14 protein-coding genes are annotated in these 20708 nt (G+C 39.8%); 2 read left to right on the top strand and 12 right to left on the bottom strand.

Features of this window, described 5'->3' with window-relative positions; genetic code table 11:
- Positions 1 to 80 precede the first annotated feature (80 nt).
- Positions 81 to 1415 carry a sigma-54-dependent transcriptional regulator gene (locus tag B2V92_RS20715; RefSeq protein WP_293311842.1) on the top strand — a complete coding sequence of 445 codons (1335 nt, stop codon included), beginning with the start codon at positions 81 to 83 and terminating at the stop codon, positions 1413 to 1415.
- Positions 1416 to 1657: 242 nt separating this feature from the next.
- On the opposite strand, the gene B2V92_RS20710 is transcribed toward B2V92_RS20715, so the two are convergent.
- Entirely contained in the window at positions 1658 to 2110 is a 453-nt protein-coding gene (locus B2V92_RS20710; protein ID WP_293311840.1) for a hypothetical protein, read from the bottom strand.
- 210 nt (positions 2111 to 2320) lie between these two features.
- Here B2V92_RS20710 and B2V92_RS20705 point away from each other — a divergent pair, with 210 nt between their 5' ends.
- The gene (locus B2V92_RS20705) at positions 2321 to 3790 is read left to right on the top strand and encodes an ABC transporter substrate-binding protein (RefSeq protein WP_293311838.1); all 1470 of its coding nucleotides are present in this window, start codon (positions 2321 to 2323) and stop codon (positions 3788 to 3790) included.
- Positions 3791 to 4010: 220 nt separating this feature from the next.
- Here the strand turns inward: B2V92_RS20705 and B2V92_RS20700 are convergent, their stop codons facing one another.
- The 11 genes from B2V92_RS20700 to B2V92_RS20650 form a co-directional block, all read right to left on the bottom strand.
- Entirely contained in the window at positions 4011 to 6092 is a 2082-nt protein-coding gene (locus B2V92_RS20700) for a S9 family peptidase (RefSeq protein WP_293311836.1), read from the bottom strand.
- A 147-nt stretch (positions 6093 to 6239) separates the two neighbouring features.
- Positions 6240 to 7673, bottom strand: a complete 1434-nt coding sequence (locus B2V92_RS20695) for a SusD/RagB family nutrient-binding outer membrane lipoprotein (RefSeq protein WP_293311834.1) — start codon at positions 7671 to 7673, stop codon at positions 6240 to 6242.
- A 12-nt stretch (positions 7674 to 7685) separates the two neighbouring features.
- Entirely contained in the window at positions 7686 to 10814 is a 3129-nt protein-coding gene (locus B2V92_RS20690; RefSeq protein WP_293311832.1) for a SusC/RagA family TonB-linked outer membrane protein, read from the bottom strand.
- Positions 10815 to 11245: 431 nt separating this feature from the next.
- Positions 11246 to 13699: a TonB-dependent receptor family protein gene (locus B2V92_RS20685; protein ID WP_293311830.1), complete on the bottom strand. Its 2454-nt coding sequence runs from the start codon at positions 13697 to 13699 to the stop codon at positions 11246 to 11248.
- A gap of 213 nt (positions 13700 to 13912) precedes the next feature.
- Positions 13913 to 15151 carry an SAM-dependent methyltransferase gene (locus tag B2V92_RS20680; RefSeq protein ID WP_293311828.1) on the bottom strand — a complete coding sequence of 413 codons (1239 nt, stop codon included), beginning with the start codon at positions 15149 to 15151 and terminating at the stop codon, positions 13913 to 13915.
- A 10-nt stretch (positions 15152 to 15161) separates the two neighbouring features.
- Positions 15162 to 15995, bottom strand: a complete 834-nt coding sequence (locus B2V92_RS20675; protein ID WP_293311826.1) for a DUF1365 domain-containing protein — start codon at positions 15993 to 15995, stop codon at positions 15162 to 15164.
- Positions 15996 to 16067: 72 nt separating this feature from the next.
- Positions 16068 to 16409, bottom strand: coding sequence for a four helix bundle protein (locus B2V92_RS20670; protein ID WP_293311824.1), 342 nt, complete (start codon positions 16407 to 16409; stop codon positions 16068 to 16070).
- A 254-nt stretch (positions 16410 to 16663) separates the two neighbouring features.
- Positions 16664 to 17908 (bottom strand): NAD(P)/FAD-dependent oxidoreductase, encoded by a 1245-nt coding sequence (locus B2V92_RS20665; RefSeq protein WP_293311822.1) that lies wholly within the window; start codon positions 17906 to 17908, stop codon positions 16664 to 16666.
- Between the two features lie 106 nt (positions 17909 to 18014).
- On the bottom strand, positions 18015 to 19043 hold the full coding sequence (locus B2V92_RS20660) for an SAM-dependent methyltransferase (RefSeq protein ID WP_293311820.1): 1029 nt from the start codon (positions 19041 to 19043) through the stop codon (positions 18015 to 18017).
- Positions 19044 to 19171: 128 nt separating this feature from the next.
- On the bottom strand, positions 19172 to 19966 hold the full coding sequence (locus B2V92_RS20655; protein WP_293311818.1) for a DUF1295 domain-containing protein: 795 nt from the start codon (positions 19964 to 19966) through the stop codon (positions 19172 to 19174).
- 68 nt (positions 19967 to 20034) lie between these two features.
- On the bottom strand, positions 20035 to 20367 hold the full coding sequence (locus tag B2V92_RS20650) for a DUF1475 family protein (protein WP_293311816.1): 333 nt from the start codon (positions 20365 to 20367) through the stop codon (positions 20035 to 20037).
- Between the last annotated feature and the right edge of the window lie 341 nt (positions 20368 to 20708).

The raw sequence follows: 20708 nt of genomic DNA, 5'->3' as shown, positions 1-20708 counted from the left end.
AATGACCAGTGAACCAATGAACAGTTCGAAATGTAACAATCTCCAACATTATACTTAATATTGCAGCATAATTTTTAGCTATGAATGGCGTGGTGCTCATCATCGATGATGAAAAGAAAATCAGCAGTTTACTTTCCAGGATTATAGAACTCGAAGGTTTTAAAACCCTGCAGGCAGGTACAGGAAAAGAAGGACTTAAATTACTTAAAAATAATGATGTAAGCATTGTAATCAGTGATGTTAAACTTCCTGACGTAAATGGTGTTGCACTGGTTAAAGACATTAAAGCTATAAAACCCTACGTAGAAGTAATTAATCTTACTGCTTACGGAACCATTGCAGATGGTGTTTTAGCCATTAAAAACGGAGGGTTTGATTACCTGGTTAAAGGTGATGATAACGATAAAATTATTCCGCTTTTATATAAGGCGATGGATAAATCGAACCTACAGCGGAGGGTTTCTGATCTCGAAAACAAAATCGCAAAAAAACACAGTTTCGAAACCATTATCGGCCAATCGAAAGCTTTAAAGGAAGCTATCGATCTCGCTAAAAAAGTAAGTGCAACTGATACAACCGTATTGCTATTGGGCGAAACCGGAACCGGAAAAGAAGTATTTGCACAATCCATCCATTACGAAAGCCCAAGAGCTGCAAAGCCATTTGTAGCTTTAAACTGTAGTGGCTTTAGTCCGGATTTATTAGAAAGTGAATTATTCGGATACAAGGCAGGCGCTTTTACCGGTGCCAATAAAGATAAAAAAGGCTTATTGGAAGAGGCCAATGGCGGTACATTATTGCTGGATGAAATCGGCGAAATGAACCTCGATTTACAGGCTAAATTATTACGGGTATTGGAGAGTCAGACTTTTATTAAAGTTGGCGATACCTTAACCCAACAGGTAAATGTGCGGATTTTAGCGGCCACCAACAAAGATTTAAAGGCAGATGCGGCATCCGGAAAATTCAGGTCGGACCTTTATTACCGGCTTTCTGTTTTCACCATCGTTCTGCCACCTCTGCGCGAGCGTAAAGCCGATATCCCTGCGCTGGCCAAACATTATTTAAAAGAATTTGCGGATAAGGTAAACCGCTCAACACCAAAAATGGATGATAAGATTTTATCTATTCTGGGCGATCACAGCTGGAAAGGAAATATCCGTGAGCTTAAAAATGTGATCGAACGTTTGGTTATCCTATCAGATGGCGATACATTAAGTGCAACTGCCCTTCCGCCAGAATTTTTTGAATTTGCACCAATAGAAAACGATTATAACCTGCAACAGATCGAAAAACAGCACATACAAAAAGTGCTTGTACACACCAAAGGCAATAAAACCGAAACCTCGAGATTATTGGGGATCGGTTTAACCACGCTTTACCGGAAGATTGAGGAGTACGGGATAAAGGGGTGAAGGTTGGAAGGTTGAAGACTAGAAGGTTTTCAATACAGCAGATTAAAATCTTCTTAATCCCATTTTAACGATAAAATCGTTTGGCTATTTCTGCACTCGTTTGGAAACGAGCGCAAGCACTGTTTGTTTTTCCGTGCTACAAGTTTAATTGAAAAGCTTTTTTGTTCAAATGTTGGAGGATTGAAATGTTAGAATATTGCAACACCATCATCCATATTACATTTTCCATCTTACATCTTCTCCTAAACTTCAAACCTGATCCATTTATCGCCTTCGTGGCCAAAAATAAATGAGCCCGGGTGCAGCATTTCGGCGACATCTTCTATTAATGAAACGGCATTTTCGGCAGTTCTCTCGCGTTCTACATCGTCGTTTAATAAAATGATGCGGTTATTTTTTACAGCTGGCCAGTCAGTCCCCAAAGCCGCAGGTACCTCACGCATTAAATCGGTAAGGGTTTTGCCAGGCTGATAATAAATGATGAAAACAGCGCTTAAGATATCAGTTTCCAACATCCCGCCTGCCAATGCAATTTCTTCGGCCAAAAGGTAACCTGGATTATTACCCGTATCCAAAAGGGCAACAGGTATTTTATCCATAAATTTAATCTTATGTTCCACTAAATCTAAACGTTCCTGTAACTCTTCCTGTTTGGCAGCATCGAGGCCAATAAATAAATCGTTTAAAAAAGACATCTGCATTAAATTTATTAATTTGTGCAAAAATAACATTCCTGATCGATGCGAGGTTCATTTAAGTATATATTTTGGTTTTTTTGTGTCACCTTTTTCTTTTCATGCAGCAAAAATGAGGATCATAAAGACAAAAAAATATTCAACATCAACCTTGATCAGGGGTTAACGTCCATCGATCCGGCTTTTGCGCGTAACCAGAATGCTATCTGGATGACCAACCAGATTTTTAACGGGCTGGTGCAGATTGATTCATCACTTCAAACAGTTCCCTGCATTGCAAAAAGCTGGCAGGTTTCGGATGACGCGCTAACTTATACCTTTAATCTGCGTAACGATGTTTACTTTCATAACGACCCGATTTTTAAAAACGGGAAAGGCAGAAAAGTAATTGCCAGCGATTTTGTATACAGTTTTTACAGGCTGATCGATCCAAAAGTAGCTTCATCCGGTGGATGGATTTTTAGCGATAAAGTGAAGGATAAAAGCAATTTTATTGCCCTGAACGATTCTACTTTCCAGATTAAACTGGTACGCCCTTTTCCACCGTTTATGAGCTTACTTACCACCCAATACTGTTCTGTAGTACCCAAAGAAGTGGTTGAGCATTACGGCAAGGATTTCAGAAGCCATCCGATAGGTACAGGCCCTTTCACCTTTAAATATTGGAAAGAAGGCGAAATATTGGTGCTTTTGAAAAATCCCCATTATTTTGAAAAGGATGCTAAAGGAAAGTCTCTTCCTTATCTTGATGCGGTAAAAGCCACGTTTATTACAGATAAACAAAGTGGTTTTATGAGCTTTTTGAAAAAAGACCTCGATTTTTATTATAATGTGGATGGAAGTTACCGCGATGATATCCTCACTAAAAGCGGCAAAATGACCTCAAAATATAAGGGAAAATTTACGCTGACGAAAAGCCCGTACCTGTGTACGGAATATGTTGGGATATTGGTGGATACAAACCTTTCAATCGTAAAAAACTCGCCATTGCGTCAGAAAAAAATCAGACAGGCCATTAATTATGCTATTGACCGAGACCGCCTGATTAAATATCTACGTAACGGAATCGGTGTTGCGGCAACTTCCGGCTTTATCCCTAAAGGTATGCCCGGTTTTGATAGTCTGGCTGTACATGGATATGCCTATAATCCTAAAATGGCCGCACAACTTTTAGCTGAAGCCGGTTTCCCCGAAGGAAAAGGTATGGCAGAAGTAACTTTAAATACCACCACTACTTATAAAGATCTGATCGAATTTATCCAGGGCGAATTAACTGCTGTTGGCATAAAAGTTAAAATAGATGTAAGCCCTAGTGCCAGTTTAAGAGACCTAATGTCTAAAAATCACGTGAACTTTTTCCGTGGTTCGTGGCTGGCGGATTACGGTGATGGAGAAAATTTCCTTTCGATGTTTTACTCCAAAAACAAAGTACCTTATGGCCCGAATTACACTGCTTTTTACAACAAGGAATTTGACCGGCTTTTTGAGCAGAGTTATTACGAAACAGATAACGAAAAACGTTTTGAACTTTACCGCAAAATGGATCAGATGGTGATGGATTATTCGCCTGTTGTACCGTTGTTTTATGATCAATCGGTAGTGATGTTGCAGAATAATATTTCTGGTTATTCTTTTAATCCTTTGAGTTTGATGATTTTGAAGCGGATTAAAAAGGGGTAGTCTATTCTGGCAACTAGAACTCAACAATTATTGTTGAAAATAATGTTTTATAATCGCTTAGCCTAGACCGTTCGTCATGCTGAATTTATTTTATTAGCCATTTCTATTGTTATTAAATGGTCTAATAGCTACTTTGTGGTCAGCATCTTTTTAGCGTGAAAGACCCTGAAATGAATTCAGGGTGACGGCCACATCTAAATAAACCTATTGGAGAAGAAACTTACTTTTTCCCCATCAACTTCCTTTTCAAAAATTCGGCTGTTGCTTCGCTTACTTTTAAACCGTTCGAGAATTTCATCCAGTGGTGGGTATCATCCGGAATGGCCAGAAATTCGAAATCAAATTTCTTATCTTCAAAACGTTTAACCAGATCAACACTTTGGTTAAAGGCTACATTGCGGTCGTCGTCGGCATGGATAATTAGTGTGGGCGATGTCCAGGTGCTTACATAACTTATGGGAGATGATTCTTCTGCAATTTTCGCAGCGAGCAATGCATCGGGTGCAGGTTTGCGGCCTTCCTGATCAAAACTGGTAAAGCGGTTATTTACACCATGGATATCTACCCCGGCAGCGAAAAGTTTAGCATCTTTACCTAAAGCCAATGCGGTTAAATATCCGCCATAAGAGCCACCATAAATCCCGATTTTATCTTTGTTAATATCAGTTTGATGGGCCAGCCATTCGCCAGCGGCTTTGATATCCTGATATTCTGATGCGCCCTGCGCTCCCGCACGCATGGGTTTATGAAATTCGTAACCGTAACCAATGCCCAAGCGGTAATTTACAGATAAAACGGTGAACCCCAGATTAACCAAATATTGGTTTAATGCGTAATCTATCGAGTAATAATCCATCGGATTCCAGCCCAAAAACATCTGCCTTTGCGGGCCTCCGTGTACATAAACAATTGCCGGATGATTTTTACCTGCTTTTTTAGGCGAGAACAACTGTCCATAAACTATATTCCCATCAGCAGCCTTAAAGCTCACATGTTTGGGAACCACCATATCCTTTATCGGGAAATTTTCAGGAATGAGCGATTCGCCGATCAGTTTTAACTTTTTGTTGTTAATTAATGCCGGCAAAAGCGGTCGTTCTGCTGTGGAACTTAAACAGAAAAAGGTTTGGTTATCACCTGCAATAACCGGATATGCTTCTATACCGCTCCCCGAAGTTAAGGCCTGCATATCTGCTTTATTTACCGAAACTTTATAAATATGCCGCCTATCAAGATCATCCTTATCATTGCCTGTGTTCACCGCAAAAACCAGTGTCTTTTTATCCGTACTTAATTTAACGTTCTCTACAGCAAAATTACCGGGGCTAAGTAATAAACGTTTTGATCCATCAGGAGTAATGGCATAAAGATGTGGCCAACCATCTTCGTAAGAGGTAAAAATGATTTTCCCATCGGCCCATAATAAATTTGCGCCCCCATCAATTGACGGAAAAGAGCCACGGAAAGTTTCGGGCGCTTTCCAGATCTGTTTTCCGGTTCCGGTGTTTACATTAACCGTAAAAATGGCCCATGGCTGATGTTTTTTGCTCAAAATAGAATCGGTTTCGCCCCCAATACCAGGCGTTCTAATAAAAGCAATATCATTACCATCTGGCGACCATACCGGCGTATTATCTTTAGAAAAAGAAGGCAAGAGCCATTTAACCGGCGTTTGCTGATCGGTATAAATCCCTAAAAAGGAATGATCGGTACGGTTTGAAATAAAAGCAATTTTCTTCCCATCCGGCGACCATTTATAGGCCCCGTTTATCCCTTTAGCATAAAATAAGTTTTTAGCTGCCGACGTTCCGTCTATCGGACTAATCATTACCTGGCCAGCTTTGGCAAAAAGTACTTCTTTACTATCCGGCGAAATCACCGGATTATCGCCTTCGCCAATAAGTATTGTTTTTCCACCTGCATAAGGAATGGCAAATACCTGTACCCTGGGCGCAAGCGGCGACGAATTTGCGTTTACCGGAGCACTATCCCTTCCACCATGATCCCCTCCACGCACAAATACAATCCATTTGCCATCGGCCGAAATAGACAAACCCGTTAATTCCTGACCATCGTCTTCGGTATAATCTGTAATTTTTACCGCTTTATAATCTGGCGCCTCTGCTGTGTAAATATTTCTTTTACCCTGTTCGTTTGCTGCCCAAGCAATTTTATTACCTACAGGCGAAGCCACCAATTGCGTAGGAAAAGGATAGGATAAAACGGATTTCAAACTAAAAGACTGCGCAAATATGTTGGAGGTGCAGAATAGAACTATCAGGGAAAAGATTATTTTTTTCATTCGTTAGGAGATTGGCGCGTAGCATGGGACGGTTGGCGAATAGCGCTAAGCGGATAGCGGTTGATGTAGGGCGAGAAGTGTATGGTGCATAAAAGGGTAGCGTTTGGCGAAAGCTAGATAAACGCTTTTCGCCAAACGCTTAGCAATTTACTGATCCCACCAAAGTTTGGTAGTTCTTGGAACATCAGCAGGCACATTTGCGCCATTTTTGCTTCTTTCGCCCTGTGGATAATCTAACCTGCGGATGAAGTCGGTTAAAACCGCATTTACCGGAAGTGTAAAGTCTTTATACTTATAATCGTATCTGCGGGCATCGTTCCAGGCTTCAGGATTTAGGTAGGTTGCCACATATTTTTCTTTTAAGATCAGATCTTTGGTTAAAGCTGCTGCACCAACAGCTACGCGCGGATCGGCAAGATAAATGGCTTTATCGGGGGCGGCCACCTGAAATTTATCCATATTGGCACCAATCGCAGCAATATAGGCTGCATAAGCCCTCGGTTTATCTGAAGCCAACGCAGCCTCAGCCTCAATAAATTTTAATTCGGCATAGGTTGCGATAAATATTGGAGATGTTGGACTCGTCCAGGGTGAATTTACAGAGATATAACACTCATCTTTGGTGGTATTGCCCCCTGTACCCCTATTACCTGCGCCATTTACCGTACCTATATACACATTGTTAATGGTTTTATCGGTTATTTTCGCAATCCGTGGATCAACCACACCGTAAGTAGGTCCATTAAGGTGATCTATTAATTGTTCTGAAAGCCAGCCGCCCAGCGATTGGGAAGCATTTGCAATGGCCACACTTGCCCAAAAATTCCTGATTACAAAACTTCCCATTGCAGCATCATCGGAGTTGGAAGCAAAAGAATTGCTTACTGCACTAAGAACTGCTGTTGGATTGTATGCGGTTGTTTTGCTTACTTTATTCAATAACCTTGCTTTAAGGGCATAAGCAAATTTTAGCCAGTTAGCCCGCTCAGTTGCTGCAGAAGCACCATAAATAAGATCGTTTGCAGCCGTTAATTTAACGGTTGCATTTGTTTTGGCCAATTCTACAATGGCCTCATCCACCAGTGCCATTGTTTGGTTGTAAACCTCCTGCCCTGTATCGTACTTCGGTGTAAAATTGGTTATGTCGAAAGCCTGCGAAAAGGGCGCATTGCCCCAAAGATCGTTAACCATAATAAGGTTGTAAGCGATAAGCACATCGGCAACACCCTTATATTCGCTCGATCCCTGTGCTACTGCCAGTTTTTTCATTTCGTTGGCATCTGCCATGGCAAAATAGAGGGCGTCCCAGGTAGCACTGAAATCAATAGACTGATAAGTATCACCAGCGCCACTTGCTGTAGGGTTTGCAGTATATTGTACATAAGGCACAATAATACTTGCTACATTATAGTTGTTTATTCCTGCTTTAGCCGTTGAAGTTGCCAACAATGATGGCAATGTTGGAACAGTAACCTGATTAGGATTATCAGCCAGCTTATCAAAATAGCTGTCTTTACAGCTTTGCAACCCCATTGTTGCAATTAAAGCTGAATATATTGTGTATTTTATAATTTTTTGCATCGTATTTCCTTTTTAAAAACCAACATTAATAGAGAAAAGGATAGTTCTTGCACTTGGATAGGTAAAGCCGGCAGAGCCATCATTATTGCTACCCGAATCGAAAGAGCTGGATTCTGGATCTACACCATAGTATTTTGTCCATAACCACAAATTATTTCCGGTAACGGATAAACTTGCAGATTTTATTGTTTTTGCCGGAAGCCACTTCGAGGGTAATGCATAACTTAAACTTGCAGAACGCAATCTTACCCACGAAGCATCGGATACAAATGGCTCTGAAACGTTCCTGTAATATACGCGGTAGTAACCTTCTCCATAGTCTACCCCATCTACCGTATTCTGGCCCAGCCAAACCTGCTTGGTGTTTGGTGTTCCGTTTGCAAGTACACCATCGAATACTTTGTACGATCTTCTGTCGGCAGTATAATCCGGTAATCCGAATGCGGCATAAAAGTCTTCTAACCAGTTATACTTTTCGAAACCTAAACGTGCATCAAAAAGTACATTTAAGCTAAACTGTTTATACCTGAAAGTATTGCCAAATCCGATAACATAATCGGGCTGTGAATTACCCAGTAAGCGCTGTTGTCCGCCCGAAATTACGGGAAAGCCGTTTGCACCGATCAATAATGGAAGGTTTTTATCCAAAAAAACCGGATCTTGCTGTTGAGGAGAATACCTGGTAAAATAACTGCCATAAATATTTCCATAAGGCTGGCCCTGAATCAATTTCATAGTTACTCCGGCATTTCCGTATCCCCTGGCTGCACCATAAACCAGCTCGCTTATACCAATTGGCATGGTTAATACTTTGTTTCTATTGGCTGATAAGTTAAGGTTCACATCCCACTTAAACTGCTCACTTACAATAGGTTTTCCGTTAATCACTAATTCTACACCTCTATTTCTGATATCACCCGCATTGATAAAGGATGAGACATAACCGGTTGCAGACGAAACCTGTGCACGAACAATCTGATCTTTACTCAATGAATAATAGTAAGTAAAGTCAAATCCCAAGCGGTTTTTAAAGAACGACATCTCTAAACCAGCCTCAAAAGAATTCGTAAATTCTGGTCGGAGCGTTGGATTACCCAGGTTTGGCGAAATGGTTAAACCGGTTGTACCGGTAGGCAGGTTAATGTAATTGGTAAAACCCGACGAGGTAGCATATTCTGACGCATCTTTACCGATTTGGGCATAAGATAACCTTAATTTAGCCTGACTGATTGATGCAGGAAGTTTAAAATGATCGGAAAATACATAACTTAAACTTGCTGATGGATAAAAGAAAGATCTGTTATCTTTCGGCAAAGTTGAGGTAATATCATTTCTTCCGGTAAGGGTTAAGAAAAGGTAATTATTATAATCGAAGGTAGCCTCACCAAAATAACCAACCAATCTTTTTTCTGTTATGGTTTGAGATGGCGTTAACACTTTTGCATTGCCCAAATTGAAGAAATTGTAAATACTCAACTGGCTGCCCAGTACTCCAACATCTTTAACACGCTTATCGTAAACTTCCTGTCCAACGCGTAAAGTTCCGTTTAAGCCTTCCGCTATCTTTGTATTAAAAGTTGCAACAAATGTGCTGTTCAAAGTTCTGAACTTGGTGTTGTATTCTCCATAAAAACCAAATTCGTTGTCGTAAACATTTTCTCCGGTAAACATCGGCCCCCTGGCTGTTCTAATCCTGTTATCGTTATAGGTATCCACACCGAAACGGTAAGAGAAATTTAGCCATTTAACAGGATCGTATGTTAAGGCGGCTCCACCGATAAAACGGTTAACATCGCCTTTTAATTTATTGTTTGCCGTTCCCCAAATTGGGTTATTGGTACCTAAATAAACCTGGGTACCATCTGGGTTTTCAGAATTGGCTACATCATATCTTGGCGACCAATAAGCCAAACCTTCGCCAAAGCGATCGGCACTGTAGGTATACCCGCCAGAATTATTGAAATTCATGTTTACCGCAGCTTTAAATTTTGGACTGATGGTAAAATCAGTATTCAACCTTGCAGAGAAGTTTTTATAGTCTGTATTCGGCATCATTCCCTTTTGATAGAGTTGGGAAACCGAAGAAAAGAATTTTATGGCTTCACTTCCACCAGCTACAGAAACCGAATTTTTATATTGCTGCCCGGTTCCAAATGCTTGTTTGTAATTATCAAATAGTTGATCCGGATGCGTTGGATCTATCAATTTTGCTTCTGCAATTGTTGGCCCCCATGCTGGTCCAATACCTGCCGGAGGATTTGTATAAACTCCCCTAACACCCTGTGTATACTCTGTTTGTACATCAGGACTAATCAGCACATTGTCGAAACCATAAGTACTATTGAGGTTGATATTAAAACCACCAGCTTTTCCTTTTTTAGTGGTAATTACCACTACACCATTAGCACCTCTTAAACCATAAAGTGCTGTAGCTGCTCCACCTTTCAAAATATTGATGGTTTCGATATCTTCAGGGTTCACATCTGATGCCCTGTTGCTTACGCCCCTGGCGCCATAAGCAGTGCCCCCGGGATTTGCACCCAATGTTGAAGTGGTATTGTCGATCTGCACACCATCAATTACGTATAATGGATCGCTTGGAATATTAGGGTCGATCGAATTTATGCCCCTAATTTTTATACTTGCTCCCTGACCTGGCCCACCGCCTGTGCTTGAAATGGTTGCACCTGCAACTTTTCCTTGCAAGGCATTGATTAAGTTGGGCTGATGGTTAAAATTAAGGTCTTTATCGCCAACGGTTTGCGCGGCATAGCCTAACGATTTTGCCTGCCGGGTAATACCCAAAGCGGTAGAAATGGTTACTTCCTGTAATTCCTGCGCATCAGAAGCCAGTACTGCATTAACAGTGGTTTTAGCACCAACGGTAATTTCCTGTGTTTTATAACCAATTAAACTGATTACAAGTACAGCACTGGATGATGGCACCTGAATGGTAAAATTACCGTTTGCATCAGTTGAGGTACCTGTTGTGCCTGCCTTAATTTTTATACTTACTCCAGGTAGTGGCCCACCATCATCAGTAGAAGTGATTTTTCCTGTTATTGTTTTTACCTGCGCCACTGCTGCAACACCGGCCAGTAAAATACACAGAAAAAAAAGTGAGGTAAAGATTTTTCTCATATCTCGATTGTTTAGGTTAAGGATTTGTTAGTTAATGCAATATAAGCTTTTAGCGTCGTAAACACGCACAAAACATGACAGATGGAACAAAATCTACGGTATTTTTTTACATAGCGAATCATGATACCGCAAAAACACGCAAAACATGAGTAAGTAGGAGGCAAAAAAATCATCAGTATTAAAAAAATAGGTTGTACCGCAATTATTTTGATTAATTTTCAAACAAATGCCTGCTTAGCTGATTAAAAGATTAAGTAACAAGCTTTTTTTTTCAAAAACATCGTTAAGTGTATTATCCTGTTAAAATTACCCGCACTTTTTTGTGACCACCTAAGCCACCGGAGTTCTTCTGAGAAAGTTAATACTTCTAAAACAAAAAAGTCTTTCCAGCAATATGGAAAGACTTTAAGAATGTATATTAAGATTGGGTTTTATTGTTGAACGCCACCGCCCATACCTCCACCTTGCTGCTGATCTTGTTTGATATCGTCGTTTTTGATTTTTTTCTTCTCTGTAAATTTAAGTTTACCGAAAGAGTAACTGAAGTTAATACCAAAAGAACGTAATGGATAATAAATGTTGGTACTTTGGTATAGGGTACTGATTTTGTTACCATTTGTTGTAACCGAATTATTAACCGTTTTAATGTGTAAATCTCTTGTAAAAGGATTTAAGGTATTGATACCGATCGAACCTTTTTTGTTCAGGATGTCTTTTTTGAACGATGCTCCATAAAAAACCATGGCATCTGTTTTACCCTGATAAGTTCTTCTTGGCGAATTTACCACCCCGAACAATTCGAAATTGTAACCTTTACCAAAGCCATAAGCAGAACGGCCAAATATGTTATAGTTTAAAAAAGTACCGGTACTAACGCCTGTTTGGGTATTGCTCACCTCATAGGTATTTACACCAATGTTGGTCATTAAAGTCCATTTTGGTTTAGGGTTGTAAGAAGCAAAAACATTGGCACCATAAGTTTGGGCCGTACCAACGTTAATATAAGTAGTTAAGGTTTTATCGATTCCGTTTTCGGTAAAAGCTTGGATTGAACTCTCAATTACCCCACCTGTACGGCGATAGAATACCGAAGCGTTAATTACAGAGCCTTTAATAAAGGTAGAGTACCCCAGTTCAAGGTTATCACTTAACTCAGGGCTTAAACCAGGTTGTCCTTCTCTTACGTTAAACTGATCGCTCTCGTTACGGAACGGGTTTAAATAAGACAAACTTGGTCTTTGTACCCTACGGTTATAACTTAATTTTAACGTCGCATTTCCTTTAAGGGTCTGCGAAATGATGGCACTTGGGAAGAGGTTAAAATAATCATTTTTCTGTATGCCTGCATCTCTGGTGTTAAAACTAATACTGGTATACTCTGATCTTAAACCTCCTTTAAAATTTAATTTTTTGCTCAATTTGAAACTGATCACTCCGTAAGCAGATGCCACATTTTGATCGTAATCGAAATCGCCTGCGCTGTTGTTGCTAAATTCGCTGCTGATATTCCTGAAAATGCCTTTTACCCCAACTTCTAAAATAGTTGCCTTGGTAAATGGATAGGTATAATCTGTTTGCGCGGTATATTCTTTATTTTTACCAGTATTGTTATTGTTTATGGGCTTAAAGGTGGAACCTACAATTTCGTTCTGAAATTCTGTGGTATTTCTTCCTGTTGATAACTGACCTGAAACAGTAAACTCTTCGCCTTCTTTTTTGGTAGTGTGTTTATAATCCACATTCCAATCGATATTGCTGAAGCCCATATCCATATCACTTTTATTAACCAATGGTAATCCGTTGATGATATAATCTGCACTTCCCGGACCTCCGTTAGAAAAACTGTTGTATTTAACATTAGAGCTTACGTTGTTATAAGCGTTAAAATCGTAATCTACACCAACGCTACCATTATAACCGTCGCGGCTCCATTTCGAATAACCATCCTGGCTAATGTTATTAAATTTCACATTACCTAAACTATCAATCCGGGTATTGTTTTCGAACTGCACCCTCGATTTCTGTGCATAGGCCAAATTTGTACCCAAGCTGGTATTGATGCTTAAACGACCGGTTTTTGCAGTTAAGTTAAACGCACCATTATTCTGACGGGTACCTGCCGAAGCATTTACCGTTCCACTTACCCCCTGTGCGTTAGATTTTTTGGTAATGATATTGATGATACCGCCCGAACCTTCGGCATCATATTTAGCCGATGGACTGGTAATTACCTCCACACTTTTAATCTGCTCTGCGGGGATCATTTTTAAGGCGTCGGAAACACTGCTGGCCATTGTGCCTGATGGTTTACCGTTTATTAAAACACGAACGGCACCACCGCGCAACTGCACGTTTCCATCTACATCAACCGAAAGCATCGGTACTTTACGCATTACATCTGTTGCATCGCCCCCGGCATTTGTTCCATCAGCTTCTGCATTGTACACCATTCTATCAATTTTGTTTTCGATAACGGCCTTTGTACCCTGTACCTGAACATCGGCCAAAGTATTTTCTGATCCCGAGATATAGATTGTTCCGATGCTGTTATCCGGTTTAGATGGTGTTGTGGTAACCAAAACCGTTTTTGTTTTGTAGCCCATAAAACCGATCATCAGTTTATAAGAATCGGGCGCAACATTCTGTAAGGATAATTTTCCTTTCTCATCGGTTACACCGCCATTAACTGATTTATTGTCTTTAACCGTTATTAGTGATACGGTGGCGTAATCAATCGGTTTTTTTGTTACTGAATCGAGTATGGTTGCTGTTATACGTCCGAATACCGTAGGTTTTTTAGCCCCTCCACCAAAGCCGCCCGGAAACTGGGCATGTGCGGTAAAAAATATTCCAAGGATAAAAGTTAATAGTAGAAGTCTTTTCATGTTAAGAGTTAGTCTTTTTGTAATTAGTCTGCGCAAGTTGCAATTTGTTACAATTATACGCCATACTTTTTATGCTAACCCTACATTTTGTTCGGTGAATGATAGAGATTTATCGGTGAAGAAACATGGAAAATGTAAAATGGATAATGGACGATGTAAAATAGACAGTAGAAATTTCCCCATCATCCATTTTACATCAAACATCCTACCGCTCTACCTCGAAATATTATTCGGCCTCGAATACACCATTTGCATCACATTAATATTCCGCATGGCGAAGGCGGCCTCGCAATAGTTTAGGTAATAGTTCCATTTGCGGATAAAGGTTTCGTCAAAGCCCAGTGCTTTTACTTTATCGAGATTTTTATTGAATTCGATGAACCATAAATGAAGGGTGCGGGCATAATCTAGCCCCATATCTTTTAAATCGACCAGGGTTAAATCGCCGGTTTCGTTTATTGCTTTGTTCATGGCGGCTACGGAAGGCAGTAGCGAACCGGGAAAAATATGTTTCTGGATCCAATCTACCCCATTACGTAACTTATCATACCGGCAATCGGGCGAGGTAATTACCTGAAAAGCAAAAATGCCGTCCGGTTTTAAAAGCTCCTGACATTTTTCGAAATAGGTTTCCAAATATTGGTGACCAACGGCCTCTAACATTTCGATGGAAACAATTTTATCAAAAGTGCCTTCAATTTTACGGTAATCCTGAATGATAACCGAAACTTTATCGGCCAAACCTTCGGCATTCACACGCTCCATCGCCAGTTTCTGCTGTTCTTTCGAAATGGTAACGGAAGTAACTTTGCAACCATAATTTTTTGCCAGAAAAATCGCGTTTCCGCCCCAACCGCTCCCGATCTCCAGAACATGATCGGTAGCTTTAACTTTAAGTTGTTTTGCCAGGCGATCGTATTTGGCATATTGCGATTCTTCTAAACTTAAATCTTCCGGATTGAAATAACCACTGGAGTAAGTCATGGTTTTATCCAGAAAAGTAGCAAAGAAATCATTGTTCAGGTCGTAATGTTCCGAAATATTTTTCTGCGATCCGGCTAGTGTATTGGCCCTACGCACATGGTAAATCTTGTTAACCCATTTAAAAATATTCAGCGCGATGGATTTTACCTTGCTACCGGTAACCGAAGGTGCGTTTTCGATATTGAGGATTACCCATTTAATTACATTGGTAATGTTTGTAGTATCCCAAAGGCCAGAGGTATAGCCTTCGCCGAAACCGATATCGCCGTAAAGGGCTATTGATTTAAAAAAATCGGGATGATTAACCTGTATATGTGCTTCTATTTTATGTTCCCCGTTCCCAAAAACCAGCGTTTCGCCACTTGGCAGCGAAAGTTCCAATTTGCCCAAAGTCATTTTAGAAAGTGCATTAAGCACAACTCTTTCGAAAAAACCCGTTGATGTTCTGGTAGCGGTAAGCGTATTCATAATCTCTGATCTATTTTATTTGTGGTTTATAGGGTTTATATACGTTACGTTGCAGCTCAGGGTTTTCGGCTTTTGGATGAAAAGGTATTTTTTTTATCCAAAGTTTAAAGGCCTGCCAATGGATCATGCCCATTACCTGCAACGGAATTAAGGGTATAGAGAAAAAATACCGCAACAAACCGGCATTGGTTAGCGCTTTTCTCTCTCCCATTAAGGTACTGATAAAAAACCGGTTACCCTGCTTATCGATATCATCAATTTTAATATCGAGTTTATCGTTGGGCACTTTTAATTTAAAATCGAAAGAATCATCGTGATCGATAAATGGCGAAACATAAAAATATTTGGTGGTGATTTTTTTAAAGGTATCGCCATCCAGTTCATCTTTGCCGAAGAAAAAAAGTTTCATTTCACGGTAGGTATTGCTGATTTCGGCCACGCAACAAACCGGATTATCCTGCCCATCAAAACAATAATAAAAAGAAACCGGGTTGAAGTTGTAACCCAGCACATTGAGATTGGTAAGCAGTTTTATTTTAAGCTCACTACCATCTACCCCATTTTCTTTTAAATAATCTTCTACATGCTGACGCGTATTTTTGCTTTGATCGGGATTTTCTTTTGGCAATTGCAGGTGTTCGGCATCACGGAAAGAAAAAAGGTTAAATTTATTCCGGCTAAACCAGCGAAGTTTTTGAGCAAGTAAATCCAACTCATCCAGATCGATATAAAACATATACACCCTATACCAAAAAGAATGTTTTTTGGGTGCGAGGCGATGGTGCATCACTTTGGCGGTGTATATACTAGATGTAAGATGTAAAATGGCTGATGGACTTTTCATGTATAGTGTAAAATGGCAAACGGAATAACTCGGATTAAAACCTTACATACGGATTATTTACCGGATGAAATCTTAATCGAGGTAAATATTTTTTTTAAGTTCGATCGCTTCCGCTGTAAATTTCTCAAAATCCATCTGATATTTTTCATCCTGATACAACTCGTTCAGCGTTCGCAACCAATAAACACTTTCTCTGGCTTCTCTGTAGGATATTCCGATTTTGTGACTAAAATCTCTTTTGCTTACAGCTCCCTGAGCTTCCTCATAATTTGCTCCAATAGAAGTTGCACTTCTACTTAATTGCAACATTGGAACCTTATAGATGAAATTATAAGGCAGTGTGCTTAAAAACTTTAAAACATCTACGCCAAAGCGAAATGTTCTTTCTAGCAAATGAATTGTTTTTTCGTTCATCTTAAAAAATTTAAACAGTAAAATTTCTAAGGATGATTTAGTTAAAGATAATAAAAATATGGAAAATGTAAGAATGGATGATGGAAAATGTAACATGGAGGATGGGGAAATGAATGGGTGATGGAAAATGTAAGAGGGATGATGGCTTTAAAAATTAACACTCCATTCTCTATCTTATATTAAGCTTTTCATCATCCATTTTACATCTTCCCTTTTACATTGAACCTTCCATCATCCATTTTCCATCCCACATCTTACATATTTAAGCACAAATCAACAGCACTTTTATAGGCATCTTCGTGAAAACCATATTTAAAATAACTGCCGCAATAGTAAACCGGTCCGGTTTCGTTTAGCTTATGCAATTGCTCCTGTGCCTGCATGGCCGGAACATCAAATAAAGGATGATGATAATTGATTTCTTTAACAATCTTTTCGGGATTTAACGTTTCGGTTGGGTTAATGGAAACAAAATAATTCTGCTTTTTAGACACGCCCTGCAAACTGTTCATCCAGTAAATTGTACTTGGCAATAATTTATCGCCCTGTTTTTCTACGCGGTAGTTCCAGCTGCTCCAGGCCAGTTTGGTTTCGGGCATCTGCTTTTCGTCGGTGTGTACAACGGCCTTGTTTAACTGGTATTTGAATTTAGAAAGCAACTCGGTTTCCAAAGCGGTTTTATCTTTTACGATTTCGAAAGTCTGGTCGGCATGACTGGCCATAATTACCTTATCGAATTCGAATTTTTCGCCTTTTTGGTTTTCTACTTCAACTTTACCGTTCTCCAGGCGTTTTACGGAAACAATTTTATTATTGATTTTGATCCTATCACGGAAAGGTGCAATCAATTTTTCGCGGTAAGCCTGACTCCCGTTTTGCAGCGTATACCATTGATGCTGTGTATCCAAGCCCAAGAAGCCATGATTTTTAAAGAAACGGATAAGGGTAACTGCTGGGAAATCCAAAATTTGCTCCATCGGAGCACTCCAAACCGCAGCGCTCATCGGGATGAGGTATTGCCAGAGCATATCATCGCTATAACCAAATTCTTTAAAAAACTTTCCGATCGAATAATCCTGATATTCGGGTTTATCCAAAATCTCAACACTCTGTTTGTTGAAACGGTTAATCTGCATCAACATTTTCAAATAAGAAATATTGAACAGGTTTTTCCGCTGGGCAAAAAGATGGTTCAAGCTTGATCCGCTGTATTCTAATTTTTTAGGGAGAAATTGTACACTGAACGACATATCGGTTTTAATTACCGGCGCATCAATCTCGGCAAACATTTCTGTCAGGTTTGGATAGGTTTGATAGTTAAAAACCATAAAACCGCTATCGAGGTAAATGGGCTGGCCATCCTCTTCGAGCGTAATGGTATTGGTATGACCACCGATATAATCGAGCTCTTCGAAAAGGGTAATATCGTATTTATGCTGCAATTTATGGGCACAGCCCATGCCTGCTATTCCGGAGCCGATAATGGCGAGTGTTTGCATGATGATAGATAATGTAAAATGGAAAAGGTAATATGGATGAGGTATGATGTAAGATGAATGATGGAAAAGAACCCTCCATTATCCATCTTACATCAAACATATTACATTATTTTTTTTCGAACAAATAATGACATACCATCCATTCGTTCCCTTTGTTATAATTAAACAGTTCGGCGCACGACATGTAAAACAACCTCCAGTATACCCACCATTTTACAGCCTGCTCTTTACCGTAGGTACGCTCTAAAATCGGCATGATTTCTTTTTTGTGTTTGTCCATATTGCTTAACCATGCTTCGGATGTTTTACCATAATTGGTTCCATTTACGACCCAGTGTTTATCGATTTTTAAATCATCGTTAAAATAGAAAAACAGGTGGTTTGACGGCATAATACCACCGGTAAAAAAGTACTTGCTCATCCAGTCGGTTTCGTCAATCACCTCGAATTTGTAAGCCAGGGTTTTATGCGTAAAAATATGCACAAATAGTTTTCCATCAGGTTTGAGGAAAGAAGCCACTTTATTAAGCAAAAATTTATAGTTGCGCATATGTTCAAACATTTCTACCGAAACCACACGATCGAACGTATCGGCAATGGTAAAAGTGTTCATATCGGCAGTTAAAACGGTTAAATTCTGTATTCCACGCTGTTTTGCAGTTTCATCGATAAATATTTTCTGCGTTGCAGAATTCGAAACCACGGTAAAAGTACTCTCCGGAAATTTCGCCGACATGTACAATGAAAGCGAGCCCCAGCCACAACCCAGTTCCAAAACATTTTGTCTGTTCTGTAAATCGGCCCTTTTGCAGGTTAAAGCCAACATATCATCTTCAGAAGTATCGATATCTTTAACGCCCGGTTTCCAATAACCGCTACTGTATTTTAAGTTTTTGCCCAAACAGTACTGAAAAAATTCGGTCGGCAGTTCGTAGTGCTGTTCGTTGGCATCGGCTGTATTTACCGCTATCGGCGATTGCTTTAATTCGGCAACCAGGTCCATAAATTTTTCCTGTTGCAATTCTTCATCGCCCAGCGTTTCATCATCTAAGCGTTGTTTACATAATTTTCTGATGCCGATGCGCAAGGCCGCATCCGGAAGTTTGTCGTTTTCTAAAAGTTTATCGTACCACATATATTGAAATGTAAAATAGAATGATGTAAGATGAATGATGTGTGATTTAAAATGTATAATATATGGCTGATGTGTGACGTAAAATGGATGATGGATTGTTACCCCTCATCCATTTTACATTTTCCATCTTACCTCTTCTTCCCCCAAGGGAAAAAGGCACTCGTTGTTTCCTGGTATTTCTTGTAAGCCACAGGTTTGCTCCGCAGGTTTTGTTCTTCGTTATTCGGCACACCGGTAACTTTCGTTAATAAATATAAAATAACCGCCGGACTGATAATAGCCAAAATTCCCCACGGCGAGGCAAGTGCGAAAATAAAATAGCCCATCCAGGTTAACCACTCGAAAAAATAATTGGGGTGACGGCTATAATGCCAAAGACCGGTATCGCAAACCTTACCTTTATTACCCGGATCCTTTTTAAATGCAGCAAGCTGCCGGTCGGCCATCATTTCCCCGAAAAAAGCAATTACCCAAACTGCAGCACCTATAAATTCAAGAATCGAAATTTCCTGTGATTGATTTGCGGTGATGATAAAAAACGGAATGGCCAGAATTACATTGGATATGGCCTGAAACTGAAAAAACACAAAGAAATTCCGGTCGGCTTTATTACCCCATTCTTTACGTAACTGCTCATATCTGCCCTCCTCTTCATCTAAATGACCAATAACGCGTTGCCAAAGGTGAATGCCCAAGCGCAGTTCGGCCAGTAAAAACATACCGCAGATCAAAATTTTACGGGGATCGTAACCATCCGATAAAAAGAATGTAATGATGGTAATTACCGGAAAATTCAGCGCCCAGAAAACATCAACCACTCCTGCATTTTTGATTTTCTTTGCCCAGAGCCAAACCATGGCCATAATAAAGCAGCAGGCAATAAGTGAAATGAGGGCGATGAATAGTAGATGCTTGTAATCCATAAATGGTTAATAGTTTTTTGGTTGACGGTTAATGGCTTAAAGGCCAGCAGACCATCGTCTATCAACCATTAACTTTTATTAACCAGTAATTCTTTAACACCTTCGCCATCTTTTAGTTTAAATAAATATACCAAAACATAAGCCAGGGTTGCTATGCTACCTAAACATACGAACAAAATAGTAATAGAGATTTTAAGAATAATGCTTTCTTCTTTATAAAACATCCACAGGGTGATAATGAAGATGTTAGCGTAAAAATCCCATAGCGTTGCGCGCATCCATGGTATGCTGCCCAGAAAATCCCATTGCTGGAACAAATTGCTTTCCAGTGATGTAGTGATTACCTTATAGCACATGAAAACAAACAGTGCCGAGAAAATGATTTTGAGGAAATTGATCATCAGATGGGTTTAATTTAAAAAAGATTGCGATATATACGGTAAGATAGCAAAAAAGGATTTTGCTTGATATCCTTTAATTACCTTTCGATTCTGCTCAGGGAGATAAAATCTGTGTTTCCCGTGCATCTGTGGCTAAAAAAGCAGGTTGATTGGAATGGAGTCAACTTGATGGTTTGTGGAGACACAAATCATGGCGGGTTAGTGTTTTATTGATTTAAAAAGCAGGTTCCTGTTTTCATCGGTTCCGACAGTCCTGCCATACGCTGCAATCTTTTTGGGATGCTGTTCTGCTAACCTTAAGTAACGGTTTCATCGCTTACAGATGCTTCGTACCTCAGCAT

It is taken from the genome of Pedobacter sp. UBA5917, from assembly GCF_002432345.1.
GTDB lineage: Bacteria > Bacteroidota > Bacteroidia > Sphingobacteriales > Sphingobacteriaceae > Pedobacter.
This window is presented reverse-complemented; position numbering and strand designations above follow the sequence as displayed.

Excerpts from the sequence above, each read along its gene's own strand:
- B2V92_RS20715 (WP_293311842.1), top strand. The coding sequence starts at position 81 with ATGAATGGCGTGGTGCTCATCATCGATGATGAAAAGAAAATCAGCAGT.
- B2V92_RS20710 (WP_293311840.1), bottom strand. The coding sequence starts at position 2,110 with ATGTCTTTTTTAAACGATTTATTTATTGGCCTCGATGCTGCCAAACAG.
- B2V92_RS20705 (WP_293311838.1), top strand. The coding sequence starts at position 2,321 with ATGACCAACCAGATTTTTAACGGGCTGGTGCAGATTGATTCATCACTT.
- B2V92_RS20700 (WP_293311836.1), bottom strand. The coding sequence starts at position 6,092 with ATGAAAAAAATAATCTTTTCCCTGATAGTTCTATTCTGCACCTCCAAC.
- B2V92_RS20695 (WP_293311834.1), bottom strand. The coding sequence starts at position 7,673 with ATGCAAAAAATTATAAAATACACAATATATTCAGCTTTAATTGCAACA.
- B2V92_RS20690 (WP_293311832.1), bottom strand. The coding sequence starts at position 10,814 with ATGAGAAAAATCTTTACCTCACTTTTTTTTCTGTGTATTTTACTGGCC.
- B2V92_RS20685 (WP_293311830.1), bottom strand. The coding sequence starts at position 13,699 with ATGAAAAGACTTCTACTATTAACTTTTATCCTTGGAATATTTTTTACC.
- B2V92_RS20680 (WP_293311828.1), bottom strand. The coding sequence starts at position 15,151 with ATGAATACGCTTACCGCTACCAGAACATCAACGGGTTTTTTCGAAAGA.
- B2V92_RS20675 (WP_293311826.1), bottom strand. The coding sequence starts at position 15,995 with ATGAAAAGTCCATCAGCCATTTTACATCTTACATCTAGTATATACACC.
- B2V92_RS20670 (WP_293311824.1), bottom strand. The coding sequence starts at position 16,409 with ATGAACGAAAAAACAATTCATTTGCTAGAAAGAACATTTCGCTTTGGC.
- B2V92_RS20665 (WP_293311822.1), bottom strand. The coding sequence starts at position 17,908 with ATGCAAACACTCGCCATTATCGGCTCCGGAATAGCAGGCATGGGCTGT.
- B2V92_RS20660 (WP_293311820.1), bottom strand. The coding sequence starts at position 19,043 with ATGTGGTACGATAAACTTTTAGAAAACGACAAACTTCCGGATGCGGCC.
- B2V92_RS20655 (WP_293311818.1), bottom strand. The coding sequence starts at position 19,966 with ATGGATTACAAGCATCTACTATTCATCGCCCTCATTTCACTTATTGCC.
- B2V92_RS20650 (WP_293311816.1), bottom strand. The coding sequence starts at position 20,367 with ATGATCAATTTCCTCAAAATCATTTTCTCGGCACTGTTTGTTTTCATG.